This is a genomic window from Rhizobium sp. WYCCWR10014, from assembly GCF_001657485.1.
In the GTDB taxonomy this organism is placed as follows: Bacteria; Pseudomonadota; Alphaproteobacteria; order Rhizobiales; family Rhizobiaceae; genus Rhizobium.
The window spans coordinates 254,896-268,597 of record NZ_LXFU01000048.1; the positions used below are offsets into that span (position 1 = coordinate 254,896).

At 61.2% G+C, this 13,702-nt stretch carries 15 protein-coding genes and 1 pseudogene; 7 read left to right on the plus strand and 9 right to left on the minus strand.

The window, feature by feature from the left end; genetic code table 11:
* Positions 1-18 precede the first annotated feature (18 nt).
* Both A6U98_RS36355 and A6U98_RS27260 read right to left on the minus strand, forming a co-directional pair.
* Positions 19-718, minus strand: a pseudogene (locus A6U98_RS36355) (transposase); the annotation flags it as partial.
* Positions 719-763: 45 nt separating this feature from the next.
* Positions 764-1,240, minus strand: a complete 477-nt coding sequence (locus A6U98_RS27260; protein WP_064654077.1) for a YcgN family cysteine cluster protein — start codon at positions 1,238-1,240, stop codon at positions 764-766.
* Positions 1,241-1,444: 204 nt separating this feature from the next.
* On the opposite strand from A6U98_RS27260, the gene A6U98_RS27265 reads away from it, so the two are divergent.
* The 3 genes from A6U98_RS27265 (at position 1,445) to A6U98_RS27275 (ending at position 4,962) form a co-directional block, all read left to right on the plus strand.
* A complete protein-coding gene (locus tag A6U98_RS27265) occupies positions 1,445-3,631 on the plus strand; it encodes a PBP1A family penicillin-binding protein (protein ID WP_064654078.1) in 2,187 nt (728 codons plus the stop codon).
* A 202-nt stretch (positions 3,632-3,833) separates the two neighbouring features.
* Positions 3,834-4,421, plus strand: a complete 588-nt coding sequence (locus A6U98_RS27270) for a DUF1214 domain-containing protein (RefSeq protein WP_064654079.1) — start codon at positions 3,834-3,836, stop codon at positions 4,419-4,421.
* Complete coding sequence (locus tag A6U98_RS27275) at positions 4,414-4,962, plus strand: hypothetical protein (RefSeq protein WP_064654080.1); 549 nt, start codon at positions 4,414-4,416, stop codon at positions 4,960-4,962. The genes A6U98_RS27270 and A6U98_RS27275 overlap by 8 nt, the downstream gene beginning before the upstream one ends.
* Before the next feature lie 13 nt (positions 4,963-4,975).
* On the opposite strand, the gene A6U98_RS37335 is transcribed toward A6U98_RS27275, so the two are convergent.
* Positions 4,976-5,143, minus strand: coding sequence for a hypothetical protein (locus A6U98_RS37335; RefSeq protein ID WP_003546657.1), 168 nt, complete (start codon positions 5,141-5,143; stop codon positions 4,976-4,978).
* A 541-nt stretch (positions 5,144-5,684) separates the two neighbouring features.
* Between A6U98_RS37335 and A6U98_RS27280 the strand changes: the two genes are divergently transcribed.
* Both A6U98_RS27280 and A6U98_RS27285 read left to right on the plus strand, forming a co-directional pair.
* Positions 5,685-5,891, plus strand: a complete 207-nt coding sequence (locus tag A6U98_RS27280; protein WP_020049194.1) for a hypothetical protein — start codon at positions 5,685-5,687, stop codon at positions 5,889-5,891.
* 248 nt (positions 5,892-6,139) lie between these two features.
* A complete protein-coding gene (locus tag A6U98_RS27285) occupies positions 6,140-7,189 on the plus strand; it encodes a DUF2336 domain-containing protein (protein WP_064654081.1) in 1,050 nt (349 codons plus the stop codon).
* A gap of 88 nt (positions 7,190-7,277) precedes the next feature.
* On the opposite strand, the gene A6U98_RS27290 is transcribed toward A6U98_RS27285, so the two are convergent.
* The 3 genes from A6U98_RS27290 to A6U98_RS27300 form a co-directional block, all read right to left on the minus strand.
* The gene (locus A6U98_RS27290) at positions 7,278-7,619 is read right to left on the minus strand and encodes a DUF1491 family protein (protein WP_064654082.1); all 342 of its coding nucleotides are present in this window, start codon (positions 7,617-7,619) and stop codon (positions 7,278-7,280) included.
* Positions 7,620-7,680: 61 nt separating this feature from the next.
* Positions 7,681-9,129: a methyl-accepting chemotaxis protein gene (locus A6U98_RS27295; protein WP_064654083.1), complete on the minus strand. Its 1,449-nt coding sequence runs from the start codon at positions 9,127-9,129 to the stop codon at positions 7,681-7,683.
* 134 nt (positions 9,130-9,263) lie between these two features.
* A complete protein-coding gene (locus A6U98_RS27300) occupies positions 9,264-10,238 on the minus strand; it encodes an oxidoreductase (protein WP_064654084.1) in 975 nt (324 codons plus the stop codon).
* A gap of 57 nt (positions 10,239-10,295) precedes the next feature.
* On the opposite strand from A6U98_RS27300, the gene A6U98_RS27305 reads away from it, so the two are divergent.
* Complete coding sequence (locus A6U98_RS27305) at positions 10,296-11,333, plus strand: AraC family transcriptional regulator (protein ID WP_064654085.1); 1,038 nt, start codon at positions 10,296-10,298, stop codon at positions 11,331-11,333.
* A 311-nt stretch (positions 11,334-11,644) separates the two neighbouring features.
* On the plus strand, positions 11,645-11,824 hold the full coding sequence (locus tag A6U98_RS27310; protein WP_033180556.1) for a hypothetical protein: 180 nt from the start codon (positions 11,645-11,647) through the stop codon (positions 11,822-11,824).
* A gap of 37 nt (positions 11,825-11,861) precedes the next feature.
* Here the strand turns inward: A6U98_RS27310 and A6U98_RS27315 are convergent, their stop codons facing one another.
* The 3 genes from A6U98_RS27315 to A6U98_RS27325 all read right to left on the minus strand — a co-directional run bounded on the left by A6U98_RS27315 (position 11,862) and on the right by A6U98_RS27325 (position 13,404).
* Positions 11,862-12,068, minus strand: coding sequence for a hypothetical protein (locus A6U98_RS27315; RefSeq protein WP_029875294.1), 207 nt, complete (start codon positions 12,066-12,068; stop codon positions 11,862-11,864).
* Positions 12,069-12,114: 46 nt separating this feature from the next.
* Positions 12,115-12,882, minus strand: a complete 768-nt coding sequence (locus A6U98_RS27320) for a Crp/Fnr family transcriptional regulator (protein ID WP_064654086.1) — start codon at positions 12,880-12,882, stop codon at positions 12,115-12,117.
* 171 nt (positions 12,883-13,053) lie between these two features.
* Positions 13,054-13,404 carry a hypothetical protein gene (locus A6U98_RS27325; protein WP_064654087.1) on the minus strand — a complete coding sequence of 117 codons (351 nt, stop codon included), beginning with the start codon at positions 13,402-13,404 and terminating at the stop codon, positions 13,054-13,056.
* Positions 13,405-13,702: the final 298 nt, after the last annotated feature.

Below are 13,702 nucleotides of genomic sequence, written 5' to 3' on the forward strand. Positions count from 1 at the left end.
GTTTGGCAGTTAACCGTGATCGAAGTCGGCCAATTCGAGATAGACCCAATCATGCCGTCGCGCGCCCTTGGTCCCCTCGCCTGCCGACAGGCGTCGCCAGGCATCGTCAGGCTCTTCGGCGATGTCCTTCGCGGTCCGGGCAACGGCCAGCGGTTTGTCCCATGAGCGAAAGAGATGATTGGCGTTCACGCCCAGCACAATAGCCCTTGCGGCTCGTTTGAGCGCCATTTCGATATCGCCCACGCCACAGACACTGTCGGCAGCCACCCAGGAAAATAGCACATCCGAAGCGATTGCCCGCTCGATCATGGCAAGCGCCAGTGCCGGCTTGGTCAAAAAGCTGACAGTGTCCGGCACATGAGCTCTGGCACCCGGTTCCGGTCCTCCGTCCAGGCCTTCGGCAGATAGAGTGCCCGATCGATGAAGGCATGACCATGGGGGAGACATACGATGCGAACACGCCGATCTGGCAAGTGGTGATCTTGCCCGCCGAACCTGTATATTGCGGGCCGACACCACAGGATGCCTTGCCCCGCATCCAACCCGTCTTGCGCCACTCTTCTCCCAGCGAATCGTCCAGGAATTGGCTTGCTGAATTCGCTACCCGCTCCAGTGTGAACAGCGGCCGCATTCGCGCTTTCGCATCACGCAACGAAGACGCCCAAAGCTCCAGCGTCGCCTCAATCGATACGCCTGTCATCCATGACCTCCGGATCATGGAAACCCATGGAGTCAGACATTCCACCCATATGCAGCTGTAATGTTAGGCGTCCTCGTCGTCCTTCTCCTCGCCCACGGTCAGCGGCCAGTCGACGACGTAATCCTCGAGATCGTCGAGATCGATCTCATTTTCGTTGATTGCGCGGCCTCGCGCGGAAATGCCTGCGGCGTGGACGGTCTCCGGGTCGCCGGAGACGAGCGGGTGCCACCAGTAGAGGTCGCGGCCTTCATTGACCAGCCGGTAGCCGCAGGTGGGCGGCAGCCAGGCGATATCGGGCACGTTCTCCTTGGTCAGTTGCACACAGTCCGGCACGAAATCCCAGCGGTTCTCATAGCTGGAGCAGCGACAGCTTTCGCCGTCGAGCAGCTTGCAGCTGACCGAGGTGAAATAGATATCGCCGCTATCCCATTCCTCGATCTTGTTGAGACAACAGAGGCCGCAGCCGTCGCAAAGGCTTTCCCACTCGGTGACGGTCATTTCGGCAAGCGTCTTGCTCTTCCAGAAGGGCAGATCGTTCATCGTTCGTTTCTTGCAACAGCGACCCGCAAATTCGCGTGACCCCGATGCATCTCTCTTGTTATCAGCCGCAAAATCAATCAATCCTTCAGTATACTCCTGATACTCGGAGAATTCTCTCCCGGTATCGGGGAGCTTTGCGGCCATATGCGGGCCTCGCGCTTTCGTCGGATATGACCGAAGCGCGATCAGGCGGGAATACAGGACGTGCAGGATCCGGACAACCCAGGAAATGGGCCAGAAAAAAGGCCCGGAAAAGCGGCGAACGAGGCGGCGGAAAAGCGGCCGGCGAAGAGCCGTCACATTCTGCTGCGCATCGATTCCTGGATCGATTCGACCGTCTGGAACGCCGGCTTCCGCGCCGCCGAGATCTGGGAAGACATCACCATTTTCTTCCGCCGCTTCCGGGTGCGCGGCTGGAAGCGCATGGTCTTCGAACTTGCCGGCGAAGGACTGACGCTCGGAGCGGCCGGCTCCGTGCTGATGCTGCTGCTGGCCCAGCCCGCCTTCGAGGCGACCAAGGAGGACTGGCGCAACCGCGGCGATTTCGCCGTCACCTTCACTGACCGCTACGGCAACGTCATCGGCCATCGCGGCGTCATCCACCAGAATTCCGTGCCGATCGACGAGTTGCCGGATTCGCTGATCAAATCGGTGATCGCCACCGAGGACCGGCGCTTCTTCGACCATTTCGGCATCGATTTCATCGGCCTCTTCCGCGCCATGAGTGAGAATGCGCGCGCCGGCGAAGTCGTCCAGGGCGGCTCGACGCTGACGCAGCAGCTCGCCAAGAACCTGTTCCTGTCGAACGAACGCTCGATCGACCGCAAGGTCACCGAGGCGTTCCTGGCGCTTTGGCTCGAGGCGAACCTTTCCAAGAAGGAAATCCTCTCCACCTATCTCGACCGCGCCTATATGGGCGGTGGCACTTTTGGCGCAGCCGCAGCGGCGCAATTCTATTTCGGCAAGAACATCACCGATGTGAACCTTGCCGAATCCGCCATGCTTGCCGGCCTGTTCAAGGCGCCGGCGAAATATGCGCCACACGTCAACCTGCCGGCGGCGCGTGCCCGCGCCAACGAAGTGCTGACCAATCTCGTCCAAAGCGGGTTGATGACGGAGGGCCAGGTGATCGCAGCCCGGCGTAACCCGGCCACCGTCGTCGACCGCAACGAGGTGGAATCGCCCGATTTCTTCCTCGACTGGGCTTTCGACGAGGTGCAGCGGCTTTCGGCGCGCTTCCACCAGCATTCGCTGATCGTGCGCACGACGATCGACATGGGGATCCAGCAGGCGGCAGAGGATTCGGTCGAGACGTCGCTGCGCGAATATGGCGAAGCCTATCACGCCAAGCAGGGCGCGATGGTGATGATCGAAAACGGCGGCGCCGTGCGCGCCATGGTCGGCGGCCGGGATTACGGCGAGAGCCAGTTCAACCGCGCCAGCAGGGCGCTGCGCCAGCCAGGCTCGTCCTTCAAGGTCTACACTTATGCGGTGGCGATGGAGAGCGGGATGACGCCGCAGACGACGATCGTCGATGCGCCGATCTACTGGGGCAACTGGAGCCCGCACAATTACGCAAACCGCTATGCCGGCCGCATCACGCTCGAGACCGCGATCGCCCAGTCGATCAACACCGTGCCGGTGCGGCTCGCCAAGGAAAAACTCGGTATTCAGCCGATCCGGGCGATGGCGAAAAACCTCGGCGTCGAAACCCCGATTCGCGACGACGTCACCATCCCGATCGGCACCTCCGAGGTGACGGTGCTCGACCAGGCGACCGCCTATGCCACCTTCCCGGCCGGCGGCTACCAGTCGCGCCGCCACGGCATCACCCAGATCCTCGATTACGACGGCGACGTGCTCTACGATTTCGACCGCGACGAGCCGGCGGCGAAGCGTGTGCTCTCCGAACAGGCCGACGCCTATATGAACCAGATGCTGTCGCGCGTTCCCTATGTCGGCACGGCGCGCAAGGCGGCACTCGACAATGGCATCCTGACGGCCGGCAAGACCGGCACAACCCAGGCCTATCGCGACGCCTGGTTCGTCGGCTTCACCGGCAACTACACCTGCGCCGTCTGGTTCGGCAATGACGACTACACCTCGACCAACGAGATGACCGGCGGTTCGCTGCCGGCGATGACCTTCAAGCGCGCCATGGACTACGCCCATCAGGGCGTGACGCTGCGCGCCATCCCCGGCGTCGAAAATCCCCTGCCCTCGGAAAAGGACCTCGCCAAGACCGCCGCCGCCAAGCCGCAAGACGGATTGCCGCAGCTCATCCGGCCGCGCATGCTCTCGGTTCAATCGACTGACATCCTCAAGAAGCTCGGCGAAAAGCTGAAGGATGCCGCCCCGCTCGCGCCGGCGAAGGTGGCGAGCGCGGAGTAGCCGGCCCAGGAGATTGCCGGCAGCTGCCCCTCCTCCGCCTGCCGGCACCTCTGGGTGAAAGGTCGTATTGCCGCAGTTGGCAGGCGGCTTTGCCGCATAGACATAACCGGGGATCAATCGGCGCCCATGTCACTGCCCGGCATTCCACCCTGCCAGAATCAGTGGTAACCCTTTCATCCGATATGGTTTCCAAGGTCATGACGTGTTTCGATTCCCCCTCTTTATCGCGATCACGCTGATCGTCGCCTTTGGCGGCGGGATCATGATTTCGCTTTATGCGCTGGACGCGACACAGGGTTTTGGAGCGATCAAGCTCGGCGCCTGGGAGGCCTTTCCAGCGCTACAGACGGTCGAGGCCGATCCTTATGCGAAGTCGCACCGGGCGCGCGCCGGCAAGCTGCTCTATGGCAGCGCCGAGGGCTTGACCTTCACGGCGAGCGTCGACGACGAAGGCGCGCGGCTGAATGCCGGCTGCCGCTACCGCATCAGCGGGCAGACGCCGCCTGCCCGGCTGTGGACCCTTTTTACCGCCGACAATGGCGGCAATCCGGCGGCGGTGAAGACCGGCCATCCCTCAGCGATCAATTCCTGGACGGTGCTGCGCCAGCAAGACAGCAGTTTCTCGGTCGAGATCTCAGCCGTCGCACAGCCGGGCAACTGGCTGGCCTTGCCAGAGGCCGGCACCTTCCGGCTGGTGCTGACGCTGTTCGACACACCGACAGCCGGCAGTTCCGGCGTGATCGACCTCGCCATGCCGAAGCTCACCAAGACCGGATGCGGCAATGCTTAGGATATTCTTCGCCGTCCTGACCGGTCTTTTCGGCGCAGCGCTGCTGCATCTCGTCATCATCCTGTCGCTGCCGCATTTCACCGGCAAGGATGCGGCGACCCGCGTGGAGGCAGAGGGCGACCTCAACAATTTCTACCTGCTCGGCGACCAGTATGACGAGGCTGGCCTTGCCAATGGCGACCCCTTCCTACGCACCGCCGTCTGCTCCTTCGACGTCGAGGATGCGCCGGTACATTTCACCGCCAAGGGCAATGTGCCCTTCTGGTCGATCGCGATCTATGACAGCGCCTCCAACGAGGTCTTCAGCATGAACGACAGGACATCGGTCGGCGGCGCGCTCGATGTGCTGGCCGGCAGTCCGATCCAGCTGACCGACCTGCGCAAGAACTTGCCGCCGGAGCTGCAGCAGGCGATCCTGGTGGAAATGGCACGGCCGGACGGCTATGCCGTGCTGCGGACGCTGGCGCCGCAGGCGAGCTTCGATGAGGCTGCGCGCAACTTCCTGACGGAAGCCGGCTGCGAGCAATTCGCCGCTCGCTGAGGTTGAAGAGCGGTTACTTCTTGTTGACGCGCGGCGCGGGCGCCGGACGATGTTTCGGGCTCTCGGCCAACCGCTCGTAGCGGACGCCGGTGAACCAAAGAATCTTGGCTTCGCGGGGCTCTTTGTCCGGGCGACGCGGCGCCCGCGGGCGCCGATCCGCCAATGCGACTACTATTGCCATTCTCGTCTCCATGCACTGCCCGAGACGGATGAACTTGCGATGGATTTCACCCTGCCCGCCAATGTGCGGGCCGGCGCGTCCTGCAGTACCGGAATGACCGGACCGAGGGCATTCGCGCCTTTCCCACGGCACCTGATTGAAATACCGTGATGCGGAGTTTCAACGATCCAAATACTCAAATCGCGTCGTTCCTATCCGAATTGAGACAGATGACAGTTAACAGTTTACTAATATTCGGCCGATGCCAAACACAGTTCATGTCACTTCCCCTTTAACGCTCGAAGAGTTGATTTGGTTTCACGCCGCCCGCGCAAACGGCCGGCTGGAGATCAATCGATAAAATTAGAGACAATTCATGTAGTTGGCGTCGGCGCTGGAATCCGCCGGCTGCGAAAGGGGCCATGTTGTAAAAATACATCATGAAAATATTTAATTGCGAGGTGCTCAGATGCGCGTATGTTCAATCATGTCGGTCACACGTTTCCGGGCTCCGATCGATCGGGGATTTTCCACGTCCTGGCCGGAATGCGGAGGGCAAGCGATGTCTTTGCTGGTGAATTCATCTTTCTCGCCTGAAGATCTCGATGTGTTGCGCAGTGCGCTTGATGCCTGGTGCTCAGAACGGCGCATCGACATCAAGAGCGTCGACGCGCAATTCGCGGCATCCGCAGCCCTCGACCTTTATCAGGCCGGTTACGACAGCCGCGAAAAGCTCCTGCACGCGCTGCGCGATCACAGGATCGCCTGAGTTTTCCCACCATCGCGGCAGCGATACGCAATCTTCGCAGCACGCCTTCCAAACCGCGCATTTTTATGTTGCCGGCCAACCATGCCGCAACACGTATTGCGTGTATATTTCTGTTGCATTTTAATAAAATCTTCAGCATGCATTAACCGTACCGGTGTAGGATTTGTTCATAACCGTATAGCCTGACATGCGTTCCGCCAGCGCATATCGGCCTTGGTCCCCTTGTTCTGCGTTTTCGGGGTGTTTGTGTGCGTGACCGGTTTCGAGACCTAGAAGGCCCCTTGGCCGTCAGGAAAAAGGACGTGGTGTTAATGGCGACTGTCAGCAGTTTCGAGAACCTGTCTCATCCGACACGGTCCGAACTGCGCCAATTTGCCGAACTTTTCATGCCGCTGTTCCAGGCGTCCTCCGACGAGGCCAAGCGCCAAGCGGTCGCGGCGCTGTCCCAATGCGACAACATGCCGGCAGCAGTGGCGCTGTTCATCGGCAACCAGCCGATCGAGATCGCGGCGCCTTTTCTTGCCGCCTCAAAAGCAGTCGCCGACGATACGCTGATCACCATCGCGCGCATGCAGGGTGCAGCGCATGTCAAGGCGATCGTCAGCCGCGATTCACTCTCGCCGAAGGTCATCGATGCGCTGGTGGCGCTGCGCCAGAGCCAGCCGCGGCCGGGAGCCGCATCAGCGCCGATCATGGAATCGCCGGCGGTCCCGCTTTCACCGGCGCCGGCCGAGACCAACGAGGCAGATGCGCTGGAGGAACAGCGGGTTGCCAATGAAGAGGTATTGCGCGAGCGCATCCTCGGGCTTGCCGGTCATCTCGGCCGTGCCGACGGGGACAGGCTCGGTCTGCACACGCTCACCGACATTCAGGAGGCGCTGCTGGTGCGCTTCGCCCGCTCACGCGAGGCAACGCATTTCGCAACCGCACTTGCCGATGCGCTTTCCGCCAGCCGCTGGCTTGCCGAGCGCATCATGCTCGATCTTTCCGGCCAGCAGCTCGCCACGACGCTGACCAGCCTCGGCATGGGTTTTCTCGATGCCGTCTTCGTGCTCGAAAGGCTCTATCCGCACCTTGCCGAACAGCAGCACAACGTCACGCGCGGCTGGATGGTGCTCGATGCGCTCGATCCGGAAGAATGCCACGAACGCGTCGAAGCCTGGCGGCGTGCCGATCGCTACACCTATAAGCCGGAAGCGACCGATAGGCCCGCGCCGGCGGCAACACCCGACTATCGCTTCATCCGTCAGGCGCCGCCGCAGCGCGACATGCGCGTCATGGGGCGGCGGTCTCGCTGAGCTGTGGGTTGACTGACGAAAGCGCGTCGCGATCCTCAGATTCCCTCATCGCTTCGAAATGACGCTGGGCTGATGAGCGCCTTGGCTCTCAGCCCTTCGCAAGCGGGATCATGTCCCCCAGTTCCTCCGCCTCCAGCTCGACGATCCAGAGATCGGGGTCGAATTTGCGTTCGCGCTCCAGCATCGCGCGCACTGCTTCAGGATCGCTGCGCGACAGGCGGATCTCGAACAGGCGGTCGCCGGCCTGGCCTTCGTCGAAGGCGGACTGCGGCGCCGGCGCATAGAGCGTTTCCAGGCCGTCGCGGAAGTGCTGGCGGATGAAGACCGCACCCGCTTCCTCCGCACCCTTCTTCTCGACGGCGGCGAAATCGCCGCTGGCAAAGACGCGGCGCAGGAGGGCTGAAACGAAGATGTCGGCGCGTAATCTCATTGGGGCGGTATAGACCGGCCTGTGGGCGGCGGCAATGCGGGGTCAGAGTTTGACCCCGGGGTCAGACCTTGATTGCCAGCCGCAATCCGCCCCAATGCCGTCCACGGACTGTGATCGGAGCGGAGATATCCTTCATCATCACGAAATTGCCGCCGCCCATGTCGCGCCTGTAGGTCTGGACGAGGAAGGGTGCGGTGCTGCGGCCGGCGGCAAGACCGACGCGATCAGCAAAGATGCGGCGGTTGCGGCAGTTGGCGGTGTTCCAGACGGTGTCGCCAGGCCGCTGGGCTTGCGAGAATTTCCGGTTGTGAGTCGGCAGATAACCGTTCTCGTCGATCGCCGCGCAGAAGGCGATGCGCTCGTCCAAGGTTGTGACGGGTTCCTGGATCGGCGGCAGCAGGCGGTCGGTGAGTTCGGTGAAGGCTGCCATCATCTGTGCCGGATCGGAGCCTGGTATTGGCCGATACCGTCGGTCGAAAAGAGCATCGAGCCCGATCTGCCCTTCCGCGACGGCGCGCTCGAAGGCGCCGGAAATCTGTCTTGCCACCGACTGCGCTTCCTCGATCCAACGGCTGTCGGCGGTCTTGACGCCGGCGCTCGCCGTCAGCTGGATCAGGGTTTCCGAGAGGCCGACGACGCTGTCGACGCGTTTTGCCGCCTGCTGAAGCCTGACATTCGAGCCGGCGACCTCGGCCGACATCTCGCCGAGTTTCTCGACGAAGCCGGCGCATTGCTGGTCGACCGCCTCGGTGGTGTTGGCCATGACGGTCGAACTGTCGAGGATGCGGGTGATGACATGTTCCATGCTTTCGAAGGCGCCGCGCATCGCCTCCGACTTGTCGCGCACGCCGGCGGCACTGTCTCGCGCATCACTGCCGACGGCCGACAGCCGGTCGATCTTCACGCGCAGTTCGTCCAGCGTCTGCTGGATGGAGCCGGTCGCCTTCGAGGTCTGCAGCGAAAGCGCCCGGACCTCGGCGGCGACGACCGCAAAACCCTTGCCGGCATCGCCGGCGCGCGCCGCCTCGATCGCGGCGTTCAGCGCCAGCAGGTTGGTCTGGCGGGCGATGGTGCTGATCTCCTCGGCGATATTGTCGACATCGGCAAGCGACTTGGAGAAGCCGGCGATCTCAGCGCCGATCTCGTTGGAGGACTGGACCATGTGGCCGATCTCGGCGACGGAGCCGGTCAGGCGATCGGCCGATTCCTTCAGCATGTGACGGGCCTCGGCCGCCGTGCGGTCGGTCTCGCGCAACGACACGGCGACCGAGCGGTTGGTCTCGGCAATCGACAGCGCGGTGCGGGTGACCTGATCGAAGGCGGAGGCATGCCGGGCCGACATTCCCGCCATGTCCTGGATGGCGCCGGCGATATCGACGAGGTCGATGCCGAGCGTGGAGGCTTCTTCGGCAAGACGTAGCAGGATGTGGCGCAGCGCCTCGGGATCTGGCCCCCCCGCTTTGACCGCCGGTTCTCCGGCCAGATCGTCTATCGCCTTCAGCGCATGCATGACCGACGCTCCCCCGCCCCAATCAGAAAAGCTTCAGGCAACATGGTTAATAAGTTGCAAACAGCGACAGCACCTTAGACTTAGGTTGTAGGGAAAGCGGACTCCGTGACTGTGGGCCGGCCGTGTGGCGACCATCAGCTGGCGATGAAGCCCGTCAGTCGCTCACTCAACTGCCAGAGGCGTTCGGCAAATTCCGGATCGGTTGCCCAAGGACGGATACCGAGCATCTCGGTCGAATCGCCGGGGACGGCGGTGGCGATATCGCAGTTCTCGCAATAGACGCCACCGAGACCCTCGAGCTTCTCGCTGACGGCGCACCAGACGATGGTCGAAGCCCCCTGCTCAATCGTCTTCTTGTTGTTTTCCGGATCGATGACCGGCTTGCCATCCTCGTCGACATAACCGCTCGCCTTGAGGAAGTCGCTCGACTGATGGCGGACCAGATTGGTGGTGACGATACCGCCGGGATGCAGTGAGAAGGCTCGGACACCATGCTTCGCACCCAAAGCGTCCAGCGAGATCGCAAAGAGAGCATTTGCCGTCTTCGACTGGCCATAGGCGAGATAGGGGGCGTATTCGCGGTTCTCGAAATTCGGATCGTCGAAATCGACGCCGGAGAAGACGTGACCGCGCGAGGAGACGGCGACAACGCGCGCGCCCTCGGCCTTTACCAGCGCCGGCCAGAGACGGGCAGTGAGCTGGAAATGGCCGAGATGATTGGTGGAAAACTGCGATTCGTAACCGCGGGCATCACGCGTCAAAGGGTTCGCCATCACCGCGGCATTGTTGATGAGCAGATGCAGGGGCTCGCCGCTTTCGAGGAAGCGGTCGGCGAAGTCGTCGATCGAGCCGGGGTCCATCAGGTCGAGCTTTTCCACCGCAAGGCCGGGAATGCCTTCCACGGCCGCCTCGGCTTTTCCGAGATTGCGGGCGGGGACGACAACCCTGGCGCCGGCTTCGGCGAGCACACGAGCCGTCTCCAGGCCAAGACCGGAATAACCGCCAGTGACGATCGCGAGCTTGCCTGAAAGATTGTGCCCGGCAATGACGTCGGCGGCGGTTGAGGCCGCACCGAAGCCGGAACCGATGGGAGCTTGTGGGGTGGACATGGCATGCCTCCGTTGTTGCGTCACGGCCTTATGTACGCCCGGAAAACGGGATTCTGAATGCTTGCAAATCCCGATTTCCTGCTGCATCGTTCAAAAATGATCAGTGACCCGCTCTCCGAAATGCTCAATCTGCTCGATGCGCGCTGCCTTGTGTCGGGCGGGCTGATCGCCGGAGGCGCCTGGGCGCTGCGCTTTCCCCGGCCGAACCGGATCAAGATCAGCGCGGTCGCCAAAGGGCGCTGCTGGCTTTGCCTCGACAATGGCAGTGAACCCATTCTGCTCGAGGCAGGCGACGTTGCGCTTCTGAACGGCCGGCATTCGTTCGTCTTGGCGAGCGACCTTGCCGTTACGCCCACTGACGCGGTCGGCGCCTTCAAGGAGAAGGTCGACGGCATGGCACGCCACGGCGTTGGCGAGGATTTCCATTATCTCGGCGGCCACATCGCGCTCGGGCCGCAGGGCATGGAGCTGCTGTCCGACGTATTGCCGCCGATCATTCATGTGCGCGCCGCCCTTGCCGAAGCCGGCGTGCTGCGCTGGCTGCTCGACCAGCTGGTGCGGGAGATGGCGGCAAAGCGGCCAGGCGCCCTGCTCGCCTCGACCCAGCTTGCGCAGTTGATGTTCGTGCAGGTGCTGAGGGCGCACATCATGAGCTCGGCGCCATTGACGGTCGGTTGGCTCCGCGCCTTCGGCGACGATCGCATTGCGCCGGCGCTGCGGCTGATGCATGGCGATCCCGGCCGGTCCTGGCAGCTTGGCGAACTGGCAAAGGCGGCCGGCATGTCGCGCACGAGCTTTGCGCTGCGGTTCAAGACCGTGGCGGGGGTGGCGCCGCTCACCTATCTGATCGGCTGGCGCATGCGCCTTGCCGAACGCGAGCTGCGGGAGGGCAGCATGCCGGTTTCAGCACTGGCGCTTTCGCTCGGTTACACATCCGAAAGCGCCTTCAGCAACGCCTTCAAGCGGATGACGGGTATGGCGCCCAGGCGCTATCGCGTGGCGATGGCCCGCGAGGCCGGTCCGATCGAAGAGGTGGTGGATGTCGAGGGGCAGGCGATGACGACGCATTACAGGCTGTTGAAGGCGGCATCGTAGCGGCGCGAGATGCGCATGATTTTAGGCCCGATCGGGTCAGCAGCATCATGCTCTCAATGCGGTCGCCCGCATTCCGTGATGAAGTGGATTAAAGATGGCCGTCGCCTGTGTAGCGCTTTTCCGGACGTATTTTTGAAGACATGCGGCGCATTGGCTGGAATGTTGACCAGCGAAGATGCGCTCAGGGTCAACGCCTGACGGCGGAAGTTGAACCGTAGCCCCCCAATAACATTGTCTCATTCCGTACCATTCCACCCGTCGAGTCACGACCCTGATAAGTTGAATCAACTGATTTGGTATAGGAGGAAGAAATGATGACTGTCACGGTGATCAAACCCGCACAAGATCGGAAAAAAGTGTCCGATGCCTATGAACTTGACTATTTTGTGCAGAAACACGCCATCGCCAGAATGGACGCGATCCGGATTCTCAATCTGCACCGATCTGATCGAGATGCCTCCGACCGCGCCGCGCATCGTCTCAAAAGGTGATCTACCGACCGGAACGAGACGGGCGGGATTTTCCCTTTCATTTGCCAATGAGATTTAACGCGAGGCCGACCAGCGCATCTTTGGTCGTCGTCCCCTTTTGAAAGGCATACAAAAGAACGGTTAAGAGATCCGAACCGTCTTCGCTATCGGGCGAGATGTCATGCCGGGCGCAGGCCTCCTGGAAGGCAATCAGGAGCACTGTCGAAGCGGTCTCGTCGACATGGTGATTGTAAAATGAGGTCACGCATCATCCTTAAGGGTTGCCGACGTCAAATGCGTTCAGTTGTCGATCAGGCAGGCCGTATCAACGGCGTGGCATCATTCGGAACCGGTTTCGATTTACCAAGAGGAATGCCGATCAGCCGTTCGTATTCTATCTCAGCCGGGCCATAGGTGCCTTGGCAGAGGTGCATCAGCCCAGTGCGATCCTGCACGAGAATTTCCCCGCGTTGCGATTTGATGAAGTGCTTCGCTTCGAGAATTTGCAGGGCCACTGTTACACCGGGCCTACGCACGCCAAGCATCATCGCAAGAAATTCATGGGTCACATAGAAGCTGTCGCCATTGACGCGGTCGTGAACCATGAGAATCCATCGCGCCAGCCGCTCTTCCAGTTTGATCTGACCGTTTGCAAGGGCGGTGTAGGTGGTCTGGATACCGAGCGTACGGGCATAGTGCATCAAAAGTTCTGTTAACGCGGCGCTCTGAGACATCGCTTCGTGAAGATTGTCGGCAGAAATACGAAGCGCCGAGCCGCCCATCTGGACGAAGCAGTCGAACGGGCTTTCTGTATCGCCCTGGACCAGCGACGTGCCGGTCATGCCATCCCGGCCGAACAGGCCGACCTCGACGGTTGAACCGCCCTCTTTGCTTGCCACCACCGATCCAAGACCCGCCTCGAAAAAATAGACGAAGTTGATCGGCTGATGCGCCTTTTCGAGCGACTGACGAAGGTTGAGCTGCATTCTCTCCAGACTGGGGGCAAGCAGGCGCCGATCTTCAGGGGTAAGGGCACACAACAAATGGTTCTTGAACGTGCTTATATTTTGGTTGGTCATCGTGCTCTCTGGGGCGAAAGCACGACGATCTTCCAAACGTCAGCGCCCTTACGTGGCTGACGTCATATATAAGGTTGCGCTTAAAAGCTGCATTGCGCAACAACTTTTGTACGAAATCGTACAGAGTCGCACCTAGACGTTGTTTTGGTAAGAGGATTTGGCCCACACTGGTTACGCTTGTGATGCGGCGACTGGTCGTCGTTTGCCGATGCCGTTTCGGAGCGATGTCTCCTGAAGTTTGAGTCGGCGAACTTCATCTTCCCCGCGCGCAGCGAGAATGAAAACACGTTCTTTCCCATCGGGAGCTTGAACCTCGGCGACAACGTCTCGCGCTATCAGCTCCTCCATGGTGATATCCGATACCCCCGGGATCACGGAAGTCGGCTGCGGTTCAGGATAATATTGGTCGAGAAATCTGATGGCCTTGTTTTGTCTGTTGCCGAGGCCAAGCCGCGGCCCGTCGTCAAATTCCTCCCTGCGCTCACGTTGCACTCGGCTTGACGAGACCGGTCGACGTTTCATCACTATTTCCTCTCGCATTTTTGATATGGTCGGGAAGTCGGTGAGTTGCAAACCGGATGGGAAGAAGCTCGTCTGATTTTTCGTTGGCCATAGGAAGAAGCCGGGAAAATCCCTCTATTCTTCACGCCATCGCGCCAGATTGGCACAGCTTGCACATTCTGAGGGGCACAACGGGCCGTTGCAATGATAGTTCCGCGTGTATTGACTCTTTGCGCGCTTGGGCAGCCGGCGCGGCAGTCGCGACGGGGATCCCGGCGCAGGAAAGCCTTGCCATGACTGACCTGGCACCGTTGTGCGG

Bases quoted from the DNA above. Each gene is read 5' to 3' on its own strand.
- A6U98_RS27260 (WP_064654077.1), bottom strand. From the start codon at position 1,240: ATGAACGATCTGCCCTTCTGGAAGAGCAAGACGCTTGCCGAAATGACC.
- A6U98_RS27275 (WP_064654080.1), top strand. From the start codon at position 4,414: ATGCTTAGGATATTCTTCGCCGTCCTGACCGGTCTTTTCGGCGCAGCG.
- A6U98_RS37335 (WP_003546657.1), bottom strand. From the start codon at position 5,143: ATGGCAATAGTAGTCGCATTGGCGGATCGGCGCCCGCGGGCGCCGCGT.
- A6U98_RS27280 (WP_020049194.1), top strand. From the start codon at position 5,685: ATGTCTTTGCTGGTGAATTCATCTTTCTCGCCTGAAGATCTCGATGTG.
- A6U98_RS27290 (WP_064654082.1), bottom strand. From the start codon at position 7,619: ATGAGATTACGCGCCGACATCTTCGTTTCAGCCCTCCTGCGCCGCGTC.
- A6U98_RS27295 (WP_064654083.1), bottom strand. From the start codon at position 9,129: ATGCATGCGCTGAAGGCGATAGACGATCTGGCCGGAGAACCGGCGGTC.
- A6U98_RS27300 (WP_064654084.1), bottom strand. From the start codon at position 10,238: ATGTCCACCCCACAAGCTCCCATCGGTTCCGGCTTCGGTGCGGCCTCA.
- A6U98_RS27305 (WP_064654085.1), top strand. From the start codon at position 10,296: ATGCTTGCAAATCCCGATTTCCTGCTGCATCGTTCAAAAATGATCAGT.
- A6U98_RS27310 (WP_033180556.1), top strand. From the start codon at position 11,645: ATGATGACTGTCACGGTGATCAAACCCGCACAAGATCGGAAAAAAGTG.
- A6U98_RS27320 (WP_064654086.1), bottom strand. From the start codon at position 12,882: ATGACCAACCAAAATATAAGCACGTTCAAGAACCATTTGTTGTGTGCC.
- A6U98_RS27325 (WP_064654087.1), bottom strand. From the start codon at position 13,404: ATGAAACGTCGACCGGTCTCGTCAAGCCGAGTGCAACGTGAGCGCAGG.